14 protein-coding genes are annotated in these 15,499 nt (G+C 50.3%); 7 read left to right on the top strand and 7 right to left on the bottom strand.

Annotated elements, in window-relative coordinates:
* The first annotated feature begins 51 nt into the window (after positions 1–51).
* Positions 52–1,863 carry a glycoside hydrolase family 2 protein gene (locus BFO_RS13605; RefSeq protein WP_014226368.1) on the top strand — a complete coding sequence of 604 codons (1,812 nt, stop codon included), beginning with the start codon at positions 52–54 and terminating at the stop codon, positions 1,861–1,863.
* A 12-nt stretch (positions 1,864–1,875) separates the two neighbouring features.
* On the opposite strand, the gene BFO_RS13610 is transcribed toward BFO_RS13605, so the two are convergent.
* Genes BFO_RS13610 through BFO_RS13625 form a run of 4 tightly spaced genes read right to left on the bottom strand, consistent with a single transcriptional unit; the run spans position 1,876 to position 4,685 of the window.
* Positions 1,876–3,027, bottom strand: coding sequence for a Rid family hydrolase (locus tag BFO_RS13610; RefSeq protein ID WP_014226369.1), 1,152 nt, complete (start codon positions 3,025–3,027; stop codon positions 1,876–1,878).
* Positions 3,024–3,812: an amidohydrolase gene (locus BFO_RS13615; protein WP_014226370.1), complete on the bottom strand. Its 789-nt coding sequence runs from the start codon at positions 3,810–3,812 to the stop codon at positions 3,024–3,026. The genes BFO_RS13610 and BFO_RS13615 overlap by 4 nt, the downstream gene beginning before the upstream one ends.
* Positions 3,805–4,389, bottom strand: coding sequence for a lysophospholipid acyltransferase family protein (locus BFO_RS13620; RefSeq protein WP_014226371.1), 585 nt, complete (start codon positions 4,387–4,389; stop codon positions 3,805–3,807). Before BFO_RS13620 ends, BFO_RS13615 begins: the two co-directional genes overlap by 8 nt.
* A complete protein-coding gene (locus BFO_RS13625) occupies positions 4,386–4,685 on the bottom strand; it encodes a hypothetical protein (protein ID WP_014226372.1) in 300 nt (99 codons plus the stop codon). Before BFO_RS13625 ends, BFO_RS13620 begins: the two co-directional genes overlap by 4 nt.
* Positions 4,686–4,837: 152 nt before the next feature.
* Between BFO_RS13625 and BFO_RS13630 the strand changes: the two genes are divergently transcribed.
* Positions 4,838–6,493: a glycogen/starch synthase gene (locus BFO_RS13630; protein WP_014226373.1), complete on the top strand. Its 1,656-nt coding sequence runs from the start codon at positions 4,838–4,840 to the stop codon at positions 6,491–6,493.
* 18 nt (positions 6,494–6,511) lie between these two features.
* Here the strand turns inward: BFO_RS13630 and BFO_RS13635 are convergent, their stop codons facing one another.
* Positions 6,512–7,291, bottom strand: coding sequence for a hypothetical protein (locus BFO_RS13635; protein WP_141729019.1), 780 nt, complete (start codon positions 7,289–7,291; stop codon positions 6,512–6,514).
* A gap of 373 nt (positions 7,292–7,664) precedes the next feature.
* Here BFO_RS13635 and glgP point away from each other — a divergent pair, with 373 nt between their 5' ends.
* The 5 genes from glgP (at position 7,665) to BFO_RS13660 (ending at position 14,207) form a co-directional block, all read left to right on the top strand.
* Positions 7,665–10,229: an alpha-glucan family phosphorylase gene (gene glgP / locus BFO_RS13640; RefSeq protein WP_014226375.1), complete on the top strand. Its 2,565-nt coding sequence runs from the start codon at positions 7,665–7,667 to the stop codon at positions 10,227–10,229.
* A 112-nt stretch (positions 10,230–10,341) separates the two neighbouring features.
* Positions 10,342–10,965, top strand: a complete 624-nt coding sequence (locus tag BFO_RS13645) for a hypothetical protein (protein WP_014226376.1) — start codon at positions 10,342–10,344, stop codon at positions 10,963–10,965.
* A gap of 18 nt (positions 10,966–10,983) precedes the next feature.
* The gene (locus BFO_RS13650) at positions 10,984–11,796 is read left to right on the top strand and encodes an SDR family oxidoreductase (RefSeq protein ID WP_014226377.1); all 813 of its coding nucleotides are present in this window, start codon (positions 10,984–10,986) and stop codon (positions 11,794–11,796) included.
* 33 nt (positions 11,797–11,829) lie between these two features.
* Positions 11,830–12,897 (top strand): sugar kinase, encoded by a 1,068-nt coding sequence (locus BFO_RS13655; RefSeq protein WP_014226378.1) that lies wholly within the window; start codon positions 11,830–11,832, stop codon positions 12,895–12,897.
* A 38-nt stretch (positions 12,898–12,935) separates the two neighbouring features.
* A complete protein-coding gene (locus tag BFO_RS13660) occupies positions 12,936–14,207 on the top strand; it encodes a lactate racemase domain-containing protein (RefSeq protein WP_014226379.1) in 1,272 nt (423 codons plus the stop codon).
* A gap of 21 nt (positions 14,208–14,228) precedes the next feature.
* On the opposite strand, the gene BFO_RS13665 is transcribed toward BFO_RS13660, so the two are convergent.
* The gene (locus BFO_RS13665) at positions 14,229–14,564 is read right to left on the bottom strand and encodes a YtxH domain-containing protein (RefSeq protein ID WP_014226380.1); all 336 of its coding nucleotides are present in this window, start codon (positions 14,562–14,564) and stop codon (positions 14,229–14,231) included.
* 129 nt (positions 14,565–14,693) lie between these two features.
* A complete protein-coding gene (locus tag BFO_RS13670; RefSeq protein ID WP_014226381.1) occupies positions 14,694–15,455 on the bottom strand; it encodes a YaaA family protein in 762 nt (253 codons plus the stop codon).
* Positions 15,456–15,499: the final 44 nt, after the last annotated feature.

A 15,499-nucleotide genomic window follows, 5' to 3' on the forward strand; every position in this document is an offset into this window, starting at 1 on the left:
CAAAGTTCCATTATCATTCATCTATCTCACAAAAATTCACACAAAATCATCATGAAAAAGACAATCCTGTTTATATATATCGTACTTTTCTCACTCGGCGTATCGGCACAATGGAAACCGGCCGGCGACAAGTTAAAAACTGTTTGGGCTGAACGCTTTGACCCGAACCGGATATTACCCGAATATCCGCGTCCCCTATTGGAACGATCGGTATGGATGAACCTGAATGGTCTCTGGGAGTATGCGATTCGAGACAAAGGAAAAGCCGAACCGGCCGATTTCGACGGAAAGATTCTCGTGCCTTTCGCCGTAGAATCATCGCTTTCGGGCGTACAAAAGACCGTGAACGAACAGCAGGAACTATGGTATAAACGTACGTTCACCGTACCGTCATCCTGGAAAGGTCGGTATGTAAAACTCAACTTCGGAGCCGTCGACTGGCGCGCCGACGTGTTTGTAAACGATATCTTTATCGGCACACACCAAGGAGGCTATACGCCTTTCTCGTTCGATATAACGTCGTTTCTTAAAGCAAACGGACCGCAGAAACTCGTCGTACGGATATGGGATTCCACGAACAAGGGGTATCAGCCGCGAGGCAAACAGACATTGAACCCCGAAGGCATCTGGTACACGGCCGTTACCGGGATCTGGCAAACGGTATGGATCGAGCCGGTTGCGGAGCATCATATCACAAGCGTGCGCTCAATTCCCGATATCGACCATGAGATCGTTGAAGTAACCATCTCGACCAACGACGATCGGAACCATGATATCATCGAAGTCTGTCTTTTCGACGGTGATCGTATGGTATCTTCGGCCAAAGGCATCAGTGGAAAGACTTTGCGTATACCGGTTACGAACGCCCGGCTGTGGTCGCCCGAATCTCCGACGCTCTATGCGATGAAGATCAGCCTCACACACAACGGCAAAAAAATAGACGAAGTATCGTCCTATACGGCTATGCGCAAGATATCGACGGCTCGTGACGCCAACGGCATCATGCGCATGCAGCTCAATAATAAGAATTATTTCCAGTACGGACCACTCGACCAGGGCTGGTGGCCTGACGGACTCTATACAGCACCTACCGACGAAGCGCTGCTTTATGATATTCGAAAGACGAAAGATTTCGGATTCAATATGATACGTAAGCATGTCAAGGTTGAGCCTGCACGCTGGTATTACCACTGCGACAGGGAAGGGATGCTCGTCTGGCAGGACATGCCGAGCGGCGACATGGACAATGTGTGGGAGCCGCGTCAATACGGCGGAGGCACAGACAGACAGCGAAGCGAAGAGTCTGTCGCCAATTACTATCATGAGTGGGGAGAAATCATGGACTTGTGCATCTCCCATCCTTCCGTCATTATCTGGGTGCCTTTCAACGAGGCATGGGGACAATTCGACACCGAAAAAGTAACGGCATGGACGGAACATCGTGATCCGTCACGACTCGTCAATCCGGCCAGCGGAGGAAACCATCGCCGGTGCGGAAGCATACTCGACCTGCACAATTATCCCGGTCCGGAAATGTATCTGTTCGATCCCGAACGTGTAACGGTTCTCGGCGAATATGGCGGTATCGGGTTGGCGCTCGAAGGCCATCTATGGTGGGATAAACGCAACTGGGGATATGTGCAGTTTAAAAACAAAGAAGAAGTAACGGCCGAATACGTGCAGTTTGCCAAGACGCTTCAGTCATTCGTCAGACAAGGTTTCTCCGCAGCCGTTTATACGCAGACAACCGATGTGGAAGGCGAAGTGAACGGGTTGATGACCTACGACCGGAAAGAGATCAAAATCAACGAAGCCGAAGTACGTGCTGCCAATCAGGAGGTTATTCGTATGCTATCGGAATAGCCTGACGCATTCTCAAAATACGGGGAAACGGTCGTCGCCGTCGGCAGTGACGGCGATGCACTCGACCTCGACGAGCCATCCCGGACGACAGACCGCAGCACAGACCGTGATACGGGGTATTTGTGGAAAATAAGCGTCTATCCATGTGCCGACCGCTGCGTAATCGCCCGGGTCGCGCACGTAGACAATCATCTGCATGACGTTGTGCATGCCGGCATCAGCCTCGGCCAACAACGCCCTGATATTTCCGAATAAACAGTCGAGTTGACCGGAAAGATCGCCGGGATGCACGATCTCGCCATACTTGTTAATGCTTGCCGTACCCGAGATAAAGATATGCCGCCGGTCACCGTATTGCACCATGGTACCCCGCTCGAACGTCACGCCGTATTCGCTCGTTCGATTCAGATGATCAAGCGCATCAAGATAGCGCACCTGCTCCGTTTCCAAGCCGTGCACCGCATACGCATCCATCGTCACCAATGCCCGCGGATCGGTATGCCGTCCCTCAATGCCCGTGCTGGCAATGAAATGGGTCTGCACTGTCAGTCCTTCACGTTCGAAACATGCTCGGCGCGCTTTCACCATGCCGGCATAACGCAAGTCGATGTCGCGCACAAAAAGCCATGTACGAATACAGTGACGGCTCAACGTACATGCCTGCGTCGCCAATAAAGCCGTGTAACGGTCAAAAATATCGATTGTCTGCTTCTCTTCGTCCGAAGCCGATGAGTGAAGTTGTGTATGATAAAAGTGACGATAAGACGGACGGATCAGTTCCGTAGCCTGTACAGACAGGTTTTTAGACACACGTGAACTTTCGGATGTCACCCAATAAGCCCAGAGGGCTACCTTTGTCAGACCGGGCGCCTGCTGTACGACAGACAACGCCGCGTCTTCGTTATCGTATCCACACAAAAAACCGTGTTGATTCATGACATCGCTGAGGAAGTAACGCCTCCAGACGAGTATCGTATGAGGATATTCGCGCTGCCAACGGCTCAAAGCCTCTTCAAACTGTGTAAATTGCGTTGGGGTATCCGACTCCGCTGCCGTGATTCGTATCGACAAATGGTACTCGGCAGCCTGCCCGGACAGAGCAAATTCGCTGTAAGTAGCGAGGACCGGCAGATCCGCCCATTCTCTGTGATGTGTGCAGATCATCGGATATCGAACTGATCCGCATCACGCCAGACCGGAAACTTCTCCCGAAGCGTATCCAACGGCTCCCGCTCCAGCGTACACGTGACGATTGTTTCTTCCTCTTCGCCGGCATCCGCCAGCTTTTCTCCTTTCGGAGTATATATTCTCGAGCTGCCGTGATAAGCGAACTCGCGGCCATCCACACCGACACGGTTCACCCCGCACACATACACCATATTCTCGATCGCCCGCGCATGCAGCAGCGTCTTCCACACATCCCGTCGCACACTCACCCAGTTGGCCACGTAAATCAGCACGTCGTATTTGTTATTCACATTGCGGCTCCAGACCGGGAAACGCAAGTCATAGCAAACCATCGGGCAGATTTTCCAGCCGCGATAATCGAGAATCAGCCGCTTATCGCCGGCCGAGAAACTGCGATCTTCGCCCGCCATACGAAACAGATGACGCTTATCGTAATAATACTCCCGACCATCGGGGGTAATAAAGAATGCACGGTTATAAAAACGCCCTTCTTCCGAAGCGATAAAGCTCCCTGTCACGGCAAAGCCGTATTCTCGGGCCCACTGCTTCACCGAAGCGATCGTCTTGCCGTCGACCGGCTCCGACAGGTCGTGCACGCGCATCGACAATCCCGTCGTAAATAACTCCGGTAAGACTGCCAGATCGGTTTTGCCGGTTAAACCATGCAGCAATTTCCCATAATAAGCCACGTTCTCCGTTCTGTCTTCCCACACAATCGGAGCTTGAATCATACTGACACGCAACGAACTATTACTATTCATCGATCTTTCCGTTTTTCTTATCGCGTTCTTCCCCGACTTCTCCGAATTTCTCTCCATGATGGCCTCTGATTCCCTTATAACACGAACGGATATAACGGATGTCCGCATCCGCATCGCCCGTCGGCCAGAAAGTCGACATAATCCCGACTTCTTTCCTGCCGTAATCGATATAACCAAGCTGAATCGGTACCTGTGCCTTCAAAGCGATGTAATAAAAACCACGTTTCCACTCATCGACCCTCTTGCGCGTCCCTTCCGGCGTGATAGCTACACGGAAATAATCGTGTGATGCAAATTCAGCCGCCATCTGTTCGGTCATGGACTGGTTACGGCTCCGATCAATGGGTATGCCCCCCATGCTCCGAAAAACCCATCCTAACGGAAAGAAAAACCATTCTTTCTTCATCAGGAATTTAGCCTGTTTCCCGACCGCGTTGTAAAACAACTTGCCGACCAGAAAATCGGTGTTGCTCGTATGAGGGGCTACACAAATCACACACTTGGGAACATCGTCGCCCGTCAGACCGATATTCCATCCCATGCACTTAAGAAGCCATCTACAGATCGCTTTTTTCATGCTTTCTTATCAAGCGCTTCGGTCAATCGGACGATCTCTTCGGCCAACGCATTCCATTCTTTTCTCAGATCAGCAGATAACTTTTGATAATATTTCTTGACCTCTGCCCGGTTTGTGCCCGGAGCATGATGTGCACGGCAAATAAACTCATCGTTCCGATCGCCCATGCGCGTCGCCAATAATAAAACTTTCTCATTGTCTATTTTCGGAAGTAAATAATGACAGATTAACAAGTCGGAAAACAACATCCCGAACAGACGGGAGATATGTTTCTTTAATTTTCTTCTTTTTGCCATTTTAGTTTCTTCTTTTTGAGTTAAACATTTTCTTTTTTTCGACAATCAAAGGTATGACAATTCTCCGGGATTTGGATAAAGAAACACAAGAAAAAGAAAAAAAGACGTATCTTTGCCGGCTAAACAACTACCTTTTATAAGGTTAGACAACTATGATAAAAAAGGCAATAACTCAACCGGATTATATTTTTGAATGCAGCTGGGAAGTCTGCAATAAAGTTGGCGGTATTTATACCGTCTTGTCCACAAAAGCACGCACGTTACAACAGCGTTTTACCGATACGATTATTTTCATCGGGCCGGACCGCGGAAAGCCGGATGCCGATTTTCGAGAAGACCCTGCGCTCTACGCCGACTGGGCGAAAGCGGCAGCTTCCGAAGGGCTATCCGTGCGCAAAGGACGATGGCAGATACCGGGCACACCTCCGGTGATTTTAGTCGACTATCAGCCTTTCTTCGAAAAGAAAAACGAAGTCTATTACGAAATGTGGGAATCGTTCGGTGTCGATTCGTCAAAGGCTTATGGCGATTATGACGAGTCTTGTATCTTCGCCTACGCCACCGGAAAAACGATCGAAAGTTTCTACCGCTTTCATGGGTTGGAACAGAAAAAGATCATCGCCCATTTCAATGAATGGATGCTGGGGTTCGGAGAGCTATATCTACAGAAATACGTACCGCAGATTGCTACGGTGTTCACGACACATGCTACCTCCATCGGACGTTCGATTGCCGGAAACGGTAAACCCCTCTACGGATGCATGAATGGATACGACGGCAATCGGATGGCAAGAGAATTAAACATGGAAGCCAAGCACTCGGTCGAGAAGCAGGCTGCCCGTTATGCCGACTGTTTCACGACCGTAAGCGATATTACGGCCACCGAATGCAGGCAGCTCTTGGACAGAGCACCGGATATCGTGACCCCCAACGGTTTCGAGCCGGACTTTGTGCCTGTTGCCGATGCTTATCCGGCACGTCGTACTGAAGCCCGTAAAAAACTGCTCAGGGTAGCCGAAACGTTATGCGGCCGGACGATCGATGAAGATGCTTTTCTCATCTCGACGAGCGGCCGGTATGAGTATCGTAACAAAGGAATCGACGTTTATATCGAGGCCATGAACCGTTTGCGCACTTCCGGCAAACTGAATCGGCAAGTCGTCGCTTTTCTGCTTGTCCCGGCGTGGGTTTTCGCTCCGCGTGCCGACCTGAAGGAAATTCTTGCGAAAGACTTTCATACGACGGAGCCAATGCAGACCTCATGCATCACGCATTGGCTTAACAATATGAATGAAGACAGCATAACGAATTTCATCCTCCGTTGCGGCTTTACGAATACGGCAGACGATAACCTGAAAATCATCTTTGTGCCCTGCTATTTGGACAGGAAAGACGGTATATTCAACATGACGTACTACGACCTGTTGATCGGTATGGATGCGACCGTTTATCCGTCGTATTACGAGCCGTGGGGCTATACGCCGCTGGAAAGCATTGCGTTCGGCATCCCGACGGTCACCACCGATCTGGCCGGATTCGGGTTATGGGCTAAGGCAAAGGTTTCGGGCGATGACATCACGGAGGGAGTCGCCGTGATTCACCGGACAGATGATAATTATTTTGATGTCGTGAATGATATTTCGGAAATTTTACTTTCTCTGATATGCAAAGATGCAGCCGATCGGGAATATATTCGAGAGAATTGTCGCAAGTTAGCTGCACAGGCTGAATGGAAGCAATTCATTACATATTATTATCAAGCATTTGATATGGCTTTTGCGAAGGCGAAACAGAGAAACCGTATGTGATGTTATAGGTTGTCCCGATTATACATTCTCTTTTAGCAAGCAACTGTCTTTATACATAAAATCTGCTCGCAATCCGGTGGTGACGTCCAAATACCGTACATCCGTGTATCCGCTGTCGGTGTATGAATAATAATGATCGCCAATACGGTAACGATGCCCATTGATGCCTGAGACATACTTATCTTCATCGTTTCTATTGATCGAGCGAACCACGCGGCCTTCCTTGTCCAACACGTATTCAATCTTTTCCTTTTCGATGTTGCCTTTACCTTTGTCAAGGTCTTTCGTTATGGTCCGGTCGGCTATGTATCCGCTGTCAGTTATCATATATGTATATTCGGATATGCCGAACAGCTTATCTTTATTCGGATGGCTGTAGTCCACATCATAGTTTTCCGTTTTGAGCAGCCGACCGTCATCACCGTACGTATATTTTAAGATATTCCATTCTCTGTCCGGATAGACTTTACCATCCAATTCTACTTTCCGTGGAAAATAATCCGACCGATAAAGCAAGTGCCCATCCTGAGAATATTTACTAATGAAACAATCGATCGTCCCACTGATGTGAGTAGCTGTATCCGTCAGTCGGTCTTTACTGTATTTGTAAACAGCTTCGGATACCGTATATAGCGGTTTATCATTGCCTCCCTCTAGATACGTTTTTCTGACTGACGAATCGGCCATACTTCTCGGCATTCGCGGTTTCATCGGGTGCTGAGGTCCCGTAATTGTCTGTGCGGAAATCATTCCCCCTGTTACCCATAGTAAAGTTAATACTATAATGTACTTTTTCATGCTCTAATGTATTTAATAATCTAACGTTTCAAAAATAGTATATAAATATATACAAAAAAAAAAGTTTTGTATATATTTACATTTTTTATGTAATAAATATTATTTTAAACAGACCTGATTTTGATTGTCATAAAAATTCAAAACCAGTAATTATCTACATGAAAATCATGCTTGCCACAGCTTGCAAGAAGACTAAACCACAACGTGTTTTTACACTATCTCTTGCATTTTTGAATAAATGATATTTAACGGCTGTAAATCCATAAAAAATCACTCTGTTGAGAGTATTGCATGAAAAAATTAACGAGGCGTCATTCCTGCTTTACACGAAAATTGCATTACCTTTGTCGGGCAATTATCAAAAAACTTACGTATGAAAATTCAGTCAAAGAATTCAAATGATCCGATTTGGAGAGACCTATACTCTCATTCTAAACTTCCGAAACGATTAGAGCCGCTTCACGAAATCGCCACCAACTTGTGGTGGGTATGGCATTACGAAGGAGCAAAGCTCTTCGGTGAGATTTCGCCCGAGTTATGGAGATCGACCGAAGGCAACCCCCTCTTATTGCTTCAGAAGTTACCGCAGGAACGAATTGAAGCAATTTTGGCCGATCAGGTATTGATGGCTAAAATCAATGACGTATATAAACAATTTAAGAGTTATGTACAAGTCAAACCCGACACAAGCAAACCGTCGGTTGCCTATTTCAGCATGGAATACGGACTAACGAACGTACTGAAAATCTATTCGGGCGGATTGGGCGTGCTGGCAGGCGACTACCTGAAAGAAGCCAGTGACAGCAACATTGATCTGGCAGCCGTCGGGTTTCTGTACCGTTACGGCTATTTCACCCAAAGCCTGGCGATGGACGGTCAACAGATTGCCAACTACGAAGCCCAGAACTTCTCGACATTGCCACTCACACAAATGATGATGGACGATGGCCAGCCGATGGTGCTCGAGGTGCCGTATCCCGAACGGATCGTCTATGCACATGTCTGGAAAGTAAGCGTCGGGCGCGTACCACTTTATCTGATGGATACGGACATACCCGAAAATAGCGAATGGGACCGCTCGATCACCCACCAGCTTTACGGCGGAGACTGGGAAAACCGCATGAAGCAGGAATACATGCTCGGCATCGGCGGCATTTTACTGTTGAATAAGTTGGGACTGAAGAAACAGGTTTATCATTGCAACGAAGGCCATGCCGCATTGATCAACGTACAGCGGCTCGTCGATTATATCCGGATCGAGAAGTTAGACTTTAATCAGGCCCTCGAAGTCGTTCGCGCCTCCTCACTCTATACGGTGCATACGCCCGTACCGGCCGGTCACGATTATTTCGAAGAAGCGCTTTTCGGCAAATACATGGGCGGATTTGCCGAAAAACTCGGTATCAGCTGGCAGGACTTTATCGACATGGGACGTACGAACCCGGGCAGTCAGGAAAAATTCTGCATGAGTACATTCGCACTCAACACTTGTCAGGAGGCCAACGGGGTAAGTTACCTCCACGGCATCGTATCGCGCCAGATGTTCGCTCCGGTATGGAAAGGATATTTCCCCGAAGAGTTGCACGTGGGTTACGTGACCAACGGAGTGCACCTGCCTACATGGATGGCTACCGAATGGAAAAAATACTGTGCGAAGAATTTCGACAAAAGTTTCTTCAAAGACCAGTCTAACAAAGCGATCTGGGAAGCCATCCAGCATGTTCCGGACAGTGACATTTGGGAAATCCGCAAGGCACTCAAACATAAATTGATCGAATACATCAAAGACCAGTATCGCGATAACTGGCTGAAGAACCAGGGCGACCCGTCGAAAGTCGTTACATTGATGGAAAAAATCAATACGAACGCGTTGTTGATCGGTTTCGGACGCCGTTTTGCCACATACAAACGAGCACACCTCCTGTTCACCGATTTGGACAGACTATCCAAGATCGTCAACAATGAAAAATGCCCAATACAATTCGTCTTCACCGGGAAGGCGCACCCGGCCGACGGTGGCGGACAGGGCCTGATCAAACACATCGTGGAGATTTCGCGTCGTCCGGAATTTCTAGGCAAGATCCTCTTCCTCGAAAATTACGACATGCGTCTGGCGCGCCGCCTGATTTCGGGGGTCGACATCTGGCTGAACACCCCGACACGACCGCTGGAAGCATCCGGCACATCGGGCGAAAAGGCTGAGATGAACGGTGTACTCAACTTCTCCGTGCTCGATGGATGGTGGTACGAAGGTTATAAGGAAGGAGCCGGATGGGCGCTGACCGCACAACGCACGTATGACAATCAGCAATATCAGGATCAGCTTGATGCCGCCACGATCTACCATCTGCTCGAAGATGAGATTATCCCGCTCTACTTTGCCAAGAACAGCAAAGGCTATTCGCCTGAGTGGATTCAGTACATCAAAAACTCCATCTCGCAAATCGCACCGGACTATACGATGAAACGGATGCTCGACGACTATATCGAACGGTTCTACAGGAAGCTGGCCGCACGCTCCGCTTTGCTCATGCAAAACGATTACGCCGAAGCTCGAAATATCGCCGCATGGAAGAAAGAGGTTGCCGAACACTGGGATGATTTTGAGATCAAATCGTTCGAGTATGGCGAAGATGCCGCACATCCCGCAGTGGGCGACGAATACATCGTCCGGATTGTCATCGATCGCAAAAGCCTCAAGAGCATGCTTGGCGTTGAGATTGTCTATACACGTGAAAACCCGGAAGACCATACGATCGAATTCGTTTCGGCAACACCGTTCCAACTGAAAAAGGTGGATGGCACGAAACTATATTTCGAGTTGAAAAAGAAAACAAAAGTCTACGGACATCTGCGTGTCGGTTTCCGGGTCTATCCGGTAAACGAACAGCTGCCTCACCGAATGGATTTCGCATACATCCGCTGGATTCAGCCATAAACATACGGTCGTCCGTCACAGAAAAACCGGGCTTATGTTCGGTTTTTTTGTGCCCTGCCGTTTCCGTTTTCAAAATATATCGTACATTTGTCTATCATAAAAAAAAGACACCATGGGCAAACCAATCATTCTCTCCGACCTCTTCCGCCAATCGTGGAAAAGTTTGTGGGCACAAATCTGGGTATTGAGCGGACTGTTAATCGGCTACGTGATCATCGGCTTGTTGCTCAATGCTTTTATTCCACCTTCCGATAATCATATCGGTGTGGCGGGTATCGTTATTATAGCTATAAGTGTTTTATTCCATTTGGTTTTCACATTGGGATATACTAAAAATATGTTTCAGGCATTGGACGGCGAGGAACCGCAGTTTTCGGCTTACGGACAGATGAGCCGTAAAATATTTATTTATTTTTTTGCATCCGTTATTTATGCAATTGTGGTATGTGCCGGACTGTTTTTTTTGATTGTGCCGGGCATTTACCTCGCTCTCCGGCTACAATTCTTCCCGATGTCTATCGTAGAAGAAAATACGGGAGTCGTCGGATCATTGAAACGGAGCTGGGAGATCACACGCAGCTCAACACTGAAGCTCTTCCTGCTCATGCTCGTCCTGATCGGCCTCATGCTGGCCGGATTCGCCTTGTTTCTGATCGGCATCTTCGTGGCGCTGCCGCTGTGCGGACTGATGAGCTGCTACGCATTTCGCCGTCTGACAGTATCGACCACTTCATAAAATCAAGATACATACAGGATGAATCATTTATTCGGTATAAAAGACAAAGTCATCGTCCTGACAGGAGGCTACGGCATACTGGGACGTTGCATCGCCAAACATTTGGCGCGCGAAGGAGCGAAGGTCGCCATCCTCGGACGTAACGCCGAGAAAGGCAACCGGTTGAAAGAGGAGGTGCGCAAACTCGGAGGCATGGCCATGTTTCACGCGGCCGACGTCATGCGCCGCGAACAGCTCGAAGAAAGCCGGCAAGCCATCGTGCAAGCATTCGGAAGCATCGACGTGCTGATCAATCTGGCGGGAGGAAATATGCCGGGCGCTACGATCGCGCCGGATCAGACGTTTTTCGATCTCGACCTCGACGCCTTCAGGCAAGTCATCGACCTGAACCTGTTCGGTACGGTACTCCCGACGATGGTATTTGCCGAGGTCATGGTCGAGCAAAAGAAAGGAAGCATCATCAATATCTCGTCCGAGGCATCGCTGCGACCGCTTACGCGCGTACTGGGCTACGGATGCGCCAAGGCGGCCGTTAATAATTTCACCCGGTATCTGGCCACCGAGCTGGCTACGAAATTCGGCGAGGGACTGCGGGTGAACGCCATCGCGCCGGGGTTTTTCCTGACCGAACAGAACCGCACGCTGATGACCAACGCCGACGGTACCCCGACGGAGCGTTGCCAACGTATCGTCGCACACACGCCTTACGGCCGACTGGGCAAGCCCGAAGAGCTGTTGGGCACGGTACAGTGGCTGGCAGCCGACGCGTCGGCTTTCGTGACGGGCACGGTGATACCCGTCGATGGCGGATTCGACGCTTTTTCGATTTAATCACACGCATACACCTTTAAAATACATACCATCATGACAAAAAAACAATGGTCGCTCGTCGTACCGACGAGTATGGGGGTGCGGCTGACGCCCACCGTGCAGGGACAGCCGTTTCATACGAGCCACTCCATGTTGATGCAGGCTACGAGCGCCGAAACGAACGTGGCGACGGTGGCCGCATCGCTCGGACTGCCGGTCAAAGCGCTGACGACGTTCGTCGAAGGCAGCCCCGTGGCACAATTTATCAAAGCCGACCTGCGCAGCCGCGGCATCGCCTGCGAGGGGCGCGAAGTGCCACAGGGCGGGCCGTGGGGCTTGCGTCATCAGATCAATATGGCCGACAGCGGTTTCGGCGCGCGGGGGCCGCGCGTGTGGAACGACCGGAGCGGCGAAGTAGGCCGCACGCTGAACGTGCGCGATTTCGACCTCGACCGTCTGTTCGGGCGTGAAGGCGTGGAGATGCTCCACCTTTCAGGACTGATCGCGGCACTCTCGGACCAAACGGGCGAATTTTGCCTCGAGCTGGCACGCACGGCCAAACAGCACGGCACACGGATCTCGTTCGATCTGAATTACCGCGCCTCGTTCTGGGAAGGACGCGAGCGAGCGCTGCGCGACGTCTTCGCCCGGATCGCCTCCGTGGCCGACATCATCGCAGGTAATGAAGAAGACTTTCAACTTTGCCTCGGTATCGACGGGCCGGAGACCGGAGGAAAAAATATCGAAGCCAAAACGGAGCGTTTCAAAGAAATGATCCGGAACGTGAAGCGAACGTTTTCCAGCGCCTCGGTTTTCGCGACGACCTTGCGCGAAGTGTCGGACGCGAACCATCATCTGTGGGGCGCTATCATGCTCGCGGGCGATGAGTGGCACTGCGTCGAGCCGCGTCCGATCCGGGTGCTCGACCGTATCGGCGGAGGCGACGGCTTTGTAGGAGGTCTGCTCTACGGCATCCTCCGAAATTGGGAGCCGCGACAGTGGATACGCTTCGGATGGGCTACCGGCGCACTGGCCGTAACTTCACTTACCGACTATGCCCAACCGGCCGACGAAGCACAGGTATGGAGCATCTGGGAAGGAAACGCACGAGTGATGCGATAAACCGGCCGCGGCCACAAGTTTTTCAAACAGCACAAACGATGATCTACTATGAACAGGGAGCGCCGGACAAAGCATTCGGCCATGACGAACTGAGGAAAGCCGTGTTTTCGATCCTCGACCGACTGGGCGAGCGACGCAAGGTATTGGCCATCCCACCCGACTTTACCCGCTTCCACTCACGGGCGGGGGAACTGACACGCTACATCTACGAGTATTACGGCGAACACCTGACGGATATTCTTCCCGCCATCGGGACGCATTTTCCAATGACGGACGGGGAGATCGAAAAAATGTTCCCCGGCATCCCCCGGTCGCTCTTTCGCGTGCATGACTGGCGCAACGGTGTCGTGCATGTCGGTACCGTGCCGGCCGACTACGTCGGCGAGGTATCGGGCGGCGTAGCCCACTATCCCATGCCCATGCAAGTGAACCGCATGCTCCTCGAAGGCGGGTACGACCTGATCCTTTCCATCGGGCAGGTGGTGCCGCACGAAGTGATCGGGATGGCGAACTACAACAAGAACCTCTTCGTCGGTATAGGGGGGAGTGAAGGCATCCACAAGAGCCACTTTATCGGCGCGGCATACGGTATGGAGCGAATCATGGGACGTACCCACACCCCCGTGCGCCGCGTGCTCAACTACGCCTCCGAACATTTCATCCGCCATCTGCCGGTCGTCTATCTGCAAACCGTTATTTCGGCCGGAAATGACGGTCTGCAAATGCGCGGGCTCTTTGCAGGCAACGATGCCGAATGCTTTGAGAAAGCTGCAGCCCTCTCGTTACAAACAAACTTCACCATGCTCGACCGTGAGATACACAAAGCCGTCGTTTATCTCGATCCCGAAGAGTTTCGCAGTACGTGGGTCGGCAACAAAAGCATCTATCGCACGCGCATGGCCATGGCCGACGGCGGCGAACTGATCATCCTCGCCCCCGGTGTACGGCAGTTCGGCGAAGACGCGGACAACGACACGCTGATCCGCCGGTACGGCTACGTCGCCACGCCGCAAGTGCTGCGGCATGTCGAAGAAAACGAAGAGCTGCGACAGGCGCTTGGCGTAGCAGCCCATCTGATTCATGGCACATCGGAAGGACGATTCCGCATCACCTACTGCCCCGGACACCTGACACGCCGCGAAATCGAGAGCGTAGGCTTCGGGTATGCCGACCTCGACGCCATGATGCGAAAATATCACCCGCACACCCTGCGCGAAGGCTGGAACACCGTCGACGGCGAAGAAATCTACTACATCTCCAATCCCGCGCTCGGTCTTTGGGCCTATCGGAAAAGATTTGAAAAGACCTGATTTTTTTTTCGGTGTTTTTTCTTACTTCTGATTCTGAAGTTTCGCTGCTTCCTTTTTCAATTGCTCAAGCTTCTTCTCCAGCACTTCAATCGCCTCATCGGCTTTGTAGCTGGAGTGAGAGAACAACGTTTCAATATTTTCTTCCAATGAACCTTTAAGCTCTTTCACCTTTGCTTTAAGGTTTTTGCTGAAATCCTCCACACTGTGTTTGATATTATCGGAGGTATCGTCAAACGATTTTTTTATTTTCTTACGTGTTTTCGTTCCTTCATCCGGAGCAAAAAGAATACCCATTCCTGCTCCCAGCATAGCGCCTACTAAAAATGATACGACTGTTTTTCCTGCATTATTACACATAGCTTTTAAAATTTTGAAATTAATACTCCTACAAATGTATCATATATTTTTTGTTTCTACCCACTCAGACCATTGTTTAGGCATATTTAATTCTTTTTAATTGTATTATCCCGATCGCTTTCACGCGTTTTATCGGACAAATACCCACTCATCCTCTTTCGAGAGGTCGGGATAAAAGAAATAGCCCTCGCTGTCGAACGCCTGCACGTCTTGATACTTCGTAAGTCTGTTCTTGATGATGAACCGCGCCATCAGTCCGCGCGCCTTTTTGGCATGCACGACAACCTGCCGGAAGCCGTTTGTCTCATGTTGCAAAAAACGGATATCGATGATTCTTGTGCCCTGCGGAAGCTTGTTCTTACGAACCACCTTTCCATATTCCTGCGAGGCCACATTGATGATGACACGTTCGTCGTGCGCTAACTTCGACGCGAGGTATGCATTAAGCGTATCGCCCCAGAAATCGTACAGACTTTTATATCCTTCGGGAACGATTTTTCGCTGAAATTCGAGTCGGTAAGGACGTATCGCGTCCATCGGACGGATGATGCCGTACAGTCCCGAGAGGATGTTCAGATGCTGCTGGGCAAAGGTAAAATCATCCGCCGAGAAGTCATGCGCATTAAGTCCCTTGTAGGCAATACCGTTATAGGCCAAAGCAGCGGCGCGACGCGGCGCAACGGGCAAGTCGAACGTCTGAAAATAGCCGAACACGTCGTGCGCCATCTGCGGATTGATATTCATCGATGCCGCGATCTCGTCGACCGACATTTCACGACAGACCGCCACCAGCTCGGCCGTCTTATCGGTAAAAAGCGGGTCGGTAGTCTTGACCGAATCGTCGGCGCCGTCAAAATCCATTAATTTGGCAGGAGATAAAACAATTTGCATATATCATCATTTAGAGAAGTTCCTATTTTTTTTGAGGCAAAGAT

Source organism: Tannerella forsythia 92A2, from assembly GCF_000238215.1.
Classification (GTDB): Bacteria; Bacteroidota; Bacteroidia; order Bacteroidales; family Tannerellaceae; genus Tannerella; species Tannerella forsythia.

Bases quoted from the DNA above. Each gene is read 5' to 3' on its own strand.
- BFO_RS13605 (WP_014226368.1), top strand. From the start codon at position 52: ATGAAAAAGACAATCCTGTTTATATATATCGTACTTTTCTCACTCGGC.
- BFO_RS13610 (WP_014226369.1), bottom strand. From the start codon at position 3,027: ATGATCTGCACACATCACAGAGAATGGGCGGATCTGCCGGTCCTCGCT.
- BFO_RS13615 (WP_014226370.1), bottom strand. From the start codon at position 3,812: ATGAATAGTAATAGTTCGTTGCGTGTCAGTATGATTCAAGCTCCGATT.
- BFO_RS13620 (WP_014226371.1), bottom strand. From the start codon at position 4,389: ATGAAAAAAGCGATCTGTAGATGGCTTCTTAAGTGCATGGGATGGAAT.
- BFO_RS13625 (WP_014226372.1), bottom strand. From the start codon at position 4,685: ATGGCAAAAAGAAGAAAATTAAAGAAACATATCTCCCGTCTGTTCGGG.
- BFO_RS13630 (WP_014226373.1), top strand. From the start codon at position 4,838: ATGATAAAAAAGGCAATAACTCAACCGGATTATATTTTTGAATGCAGC.
- BFO_RS13635 (WP_141729019.1), bottom strand. From the start codon at position 7,291: ATGAAAAAGTACATTATAGTATTAACTTTACTATGGGTAACAGGGGGA.
- glgP (WP_014226375.1), top strand. From the start codon at position 7,665: ATGAAAATTCAGTCAAAGAATTCAAATGATCCGATTTGGAGAGACCTA.
- BFO_RS13645 (WP_014226376.1), top strand. From the start codon at position 10,342: ATGGGCAAACCAATCATTCTCTCCGACCTCTTCCGCCAATCGTGGAAA.
- BFO_RS13650 (WP_014226377.1), top strand. From the start codon at position 10,984: ATGAATCATTTATTCGGTATAAAAGACAAAGTCATCGTCCTGACAGGA.
- BFO_RS13655 (WP_014226378.1), top strand. From the start codon at position 11,830: ATGACAAAAAAACAATGGTCGCTCGTCGTACCGACGAGTATGGGGGTG.
- BFO_RS13660 (WP_014226379.1), top strand. From the start codon at position 12,936: ATGATCTACTATGAACAGGGAGCGCCGGACAAAGCATTCGGCCATGAC.
- BFO_RS13665 (WP_014226380.1), bottom strand. From the start codon at position 14,564: ATGTGTAATAATGCAGGAAAAACAGTCGTATCATTTTTAGTAGGCGCT.
- BFO_RS13670 (WP_014226381.1), bottom strand. From the start codon at position 15,455: ATGCAAATTGTTTTATCTCCTGCCAAATTAATGGATTTTGACGGCGCC.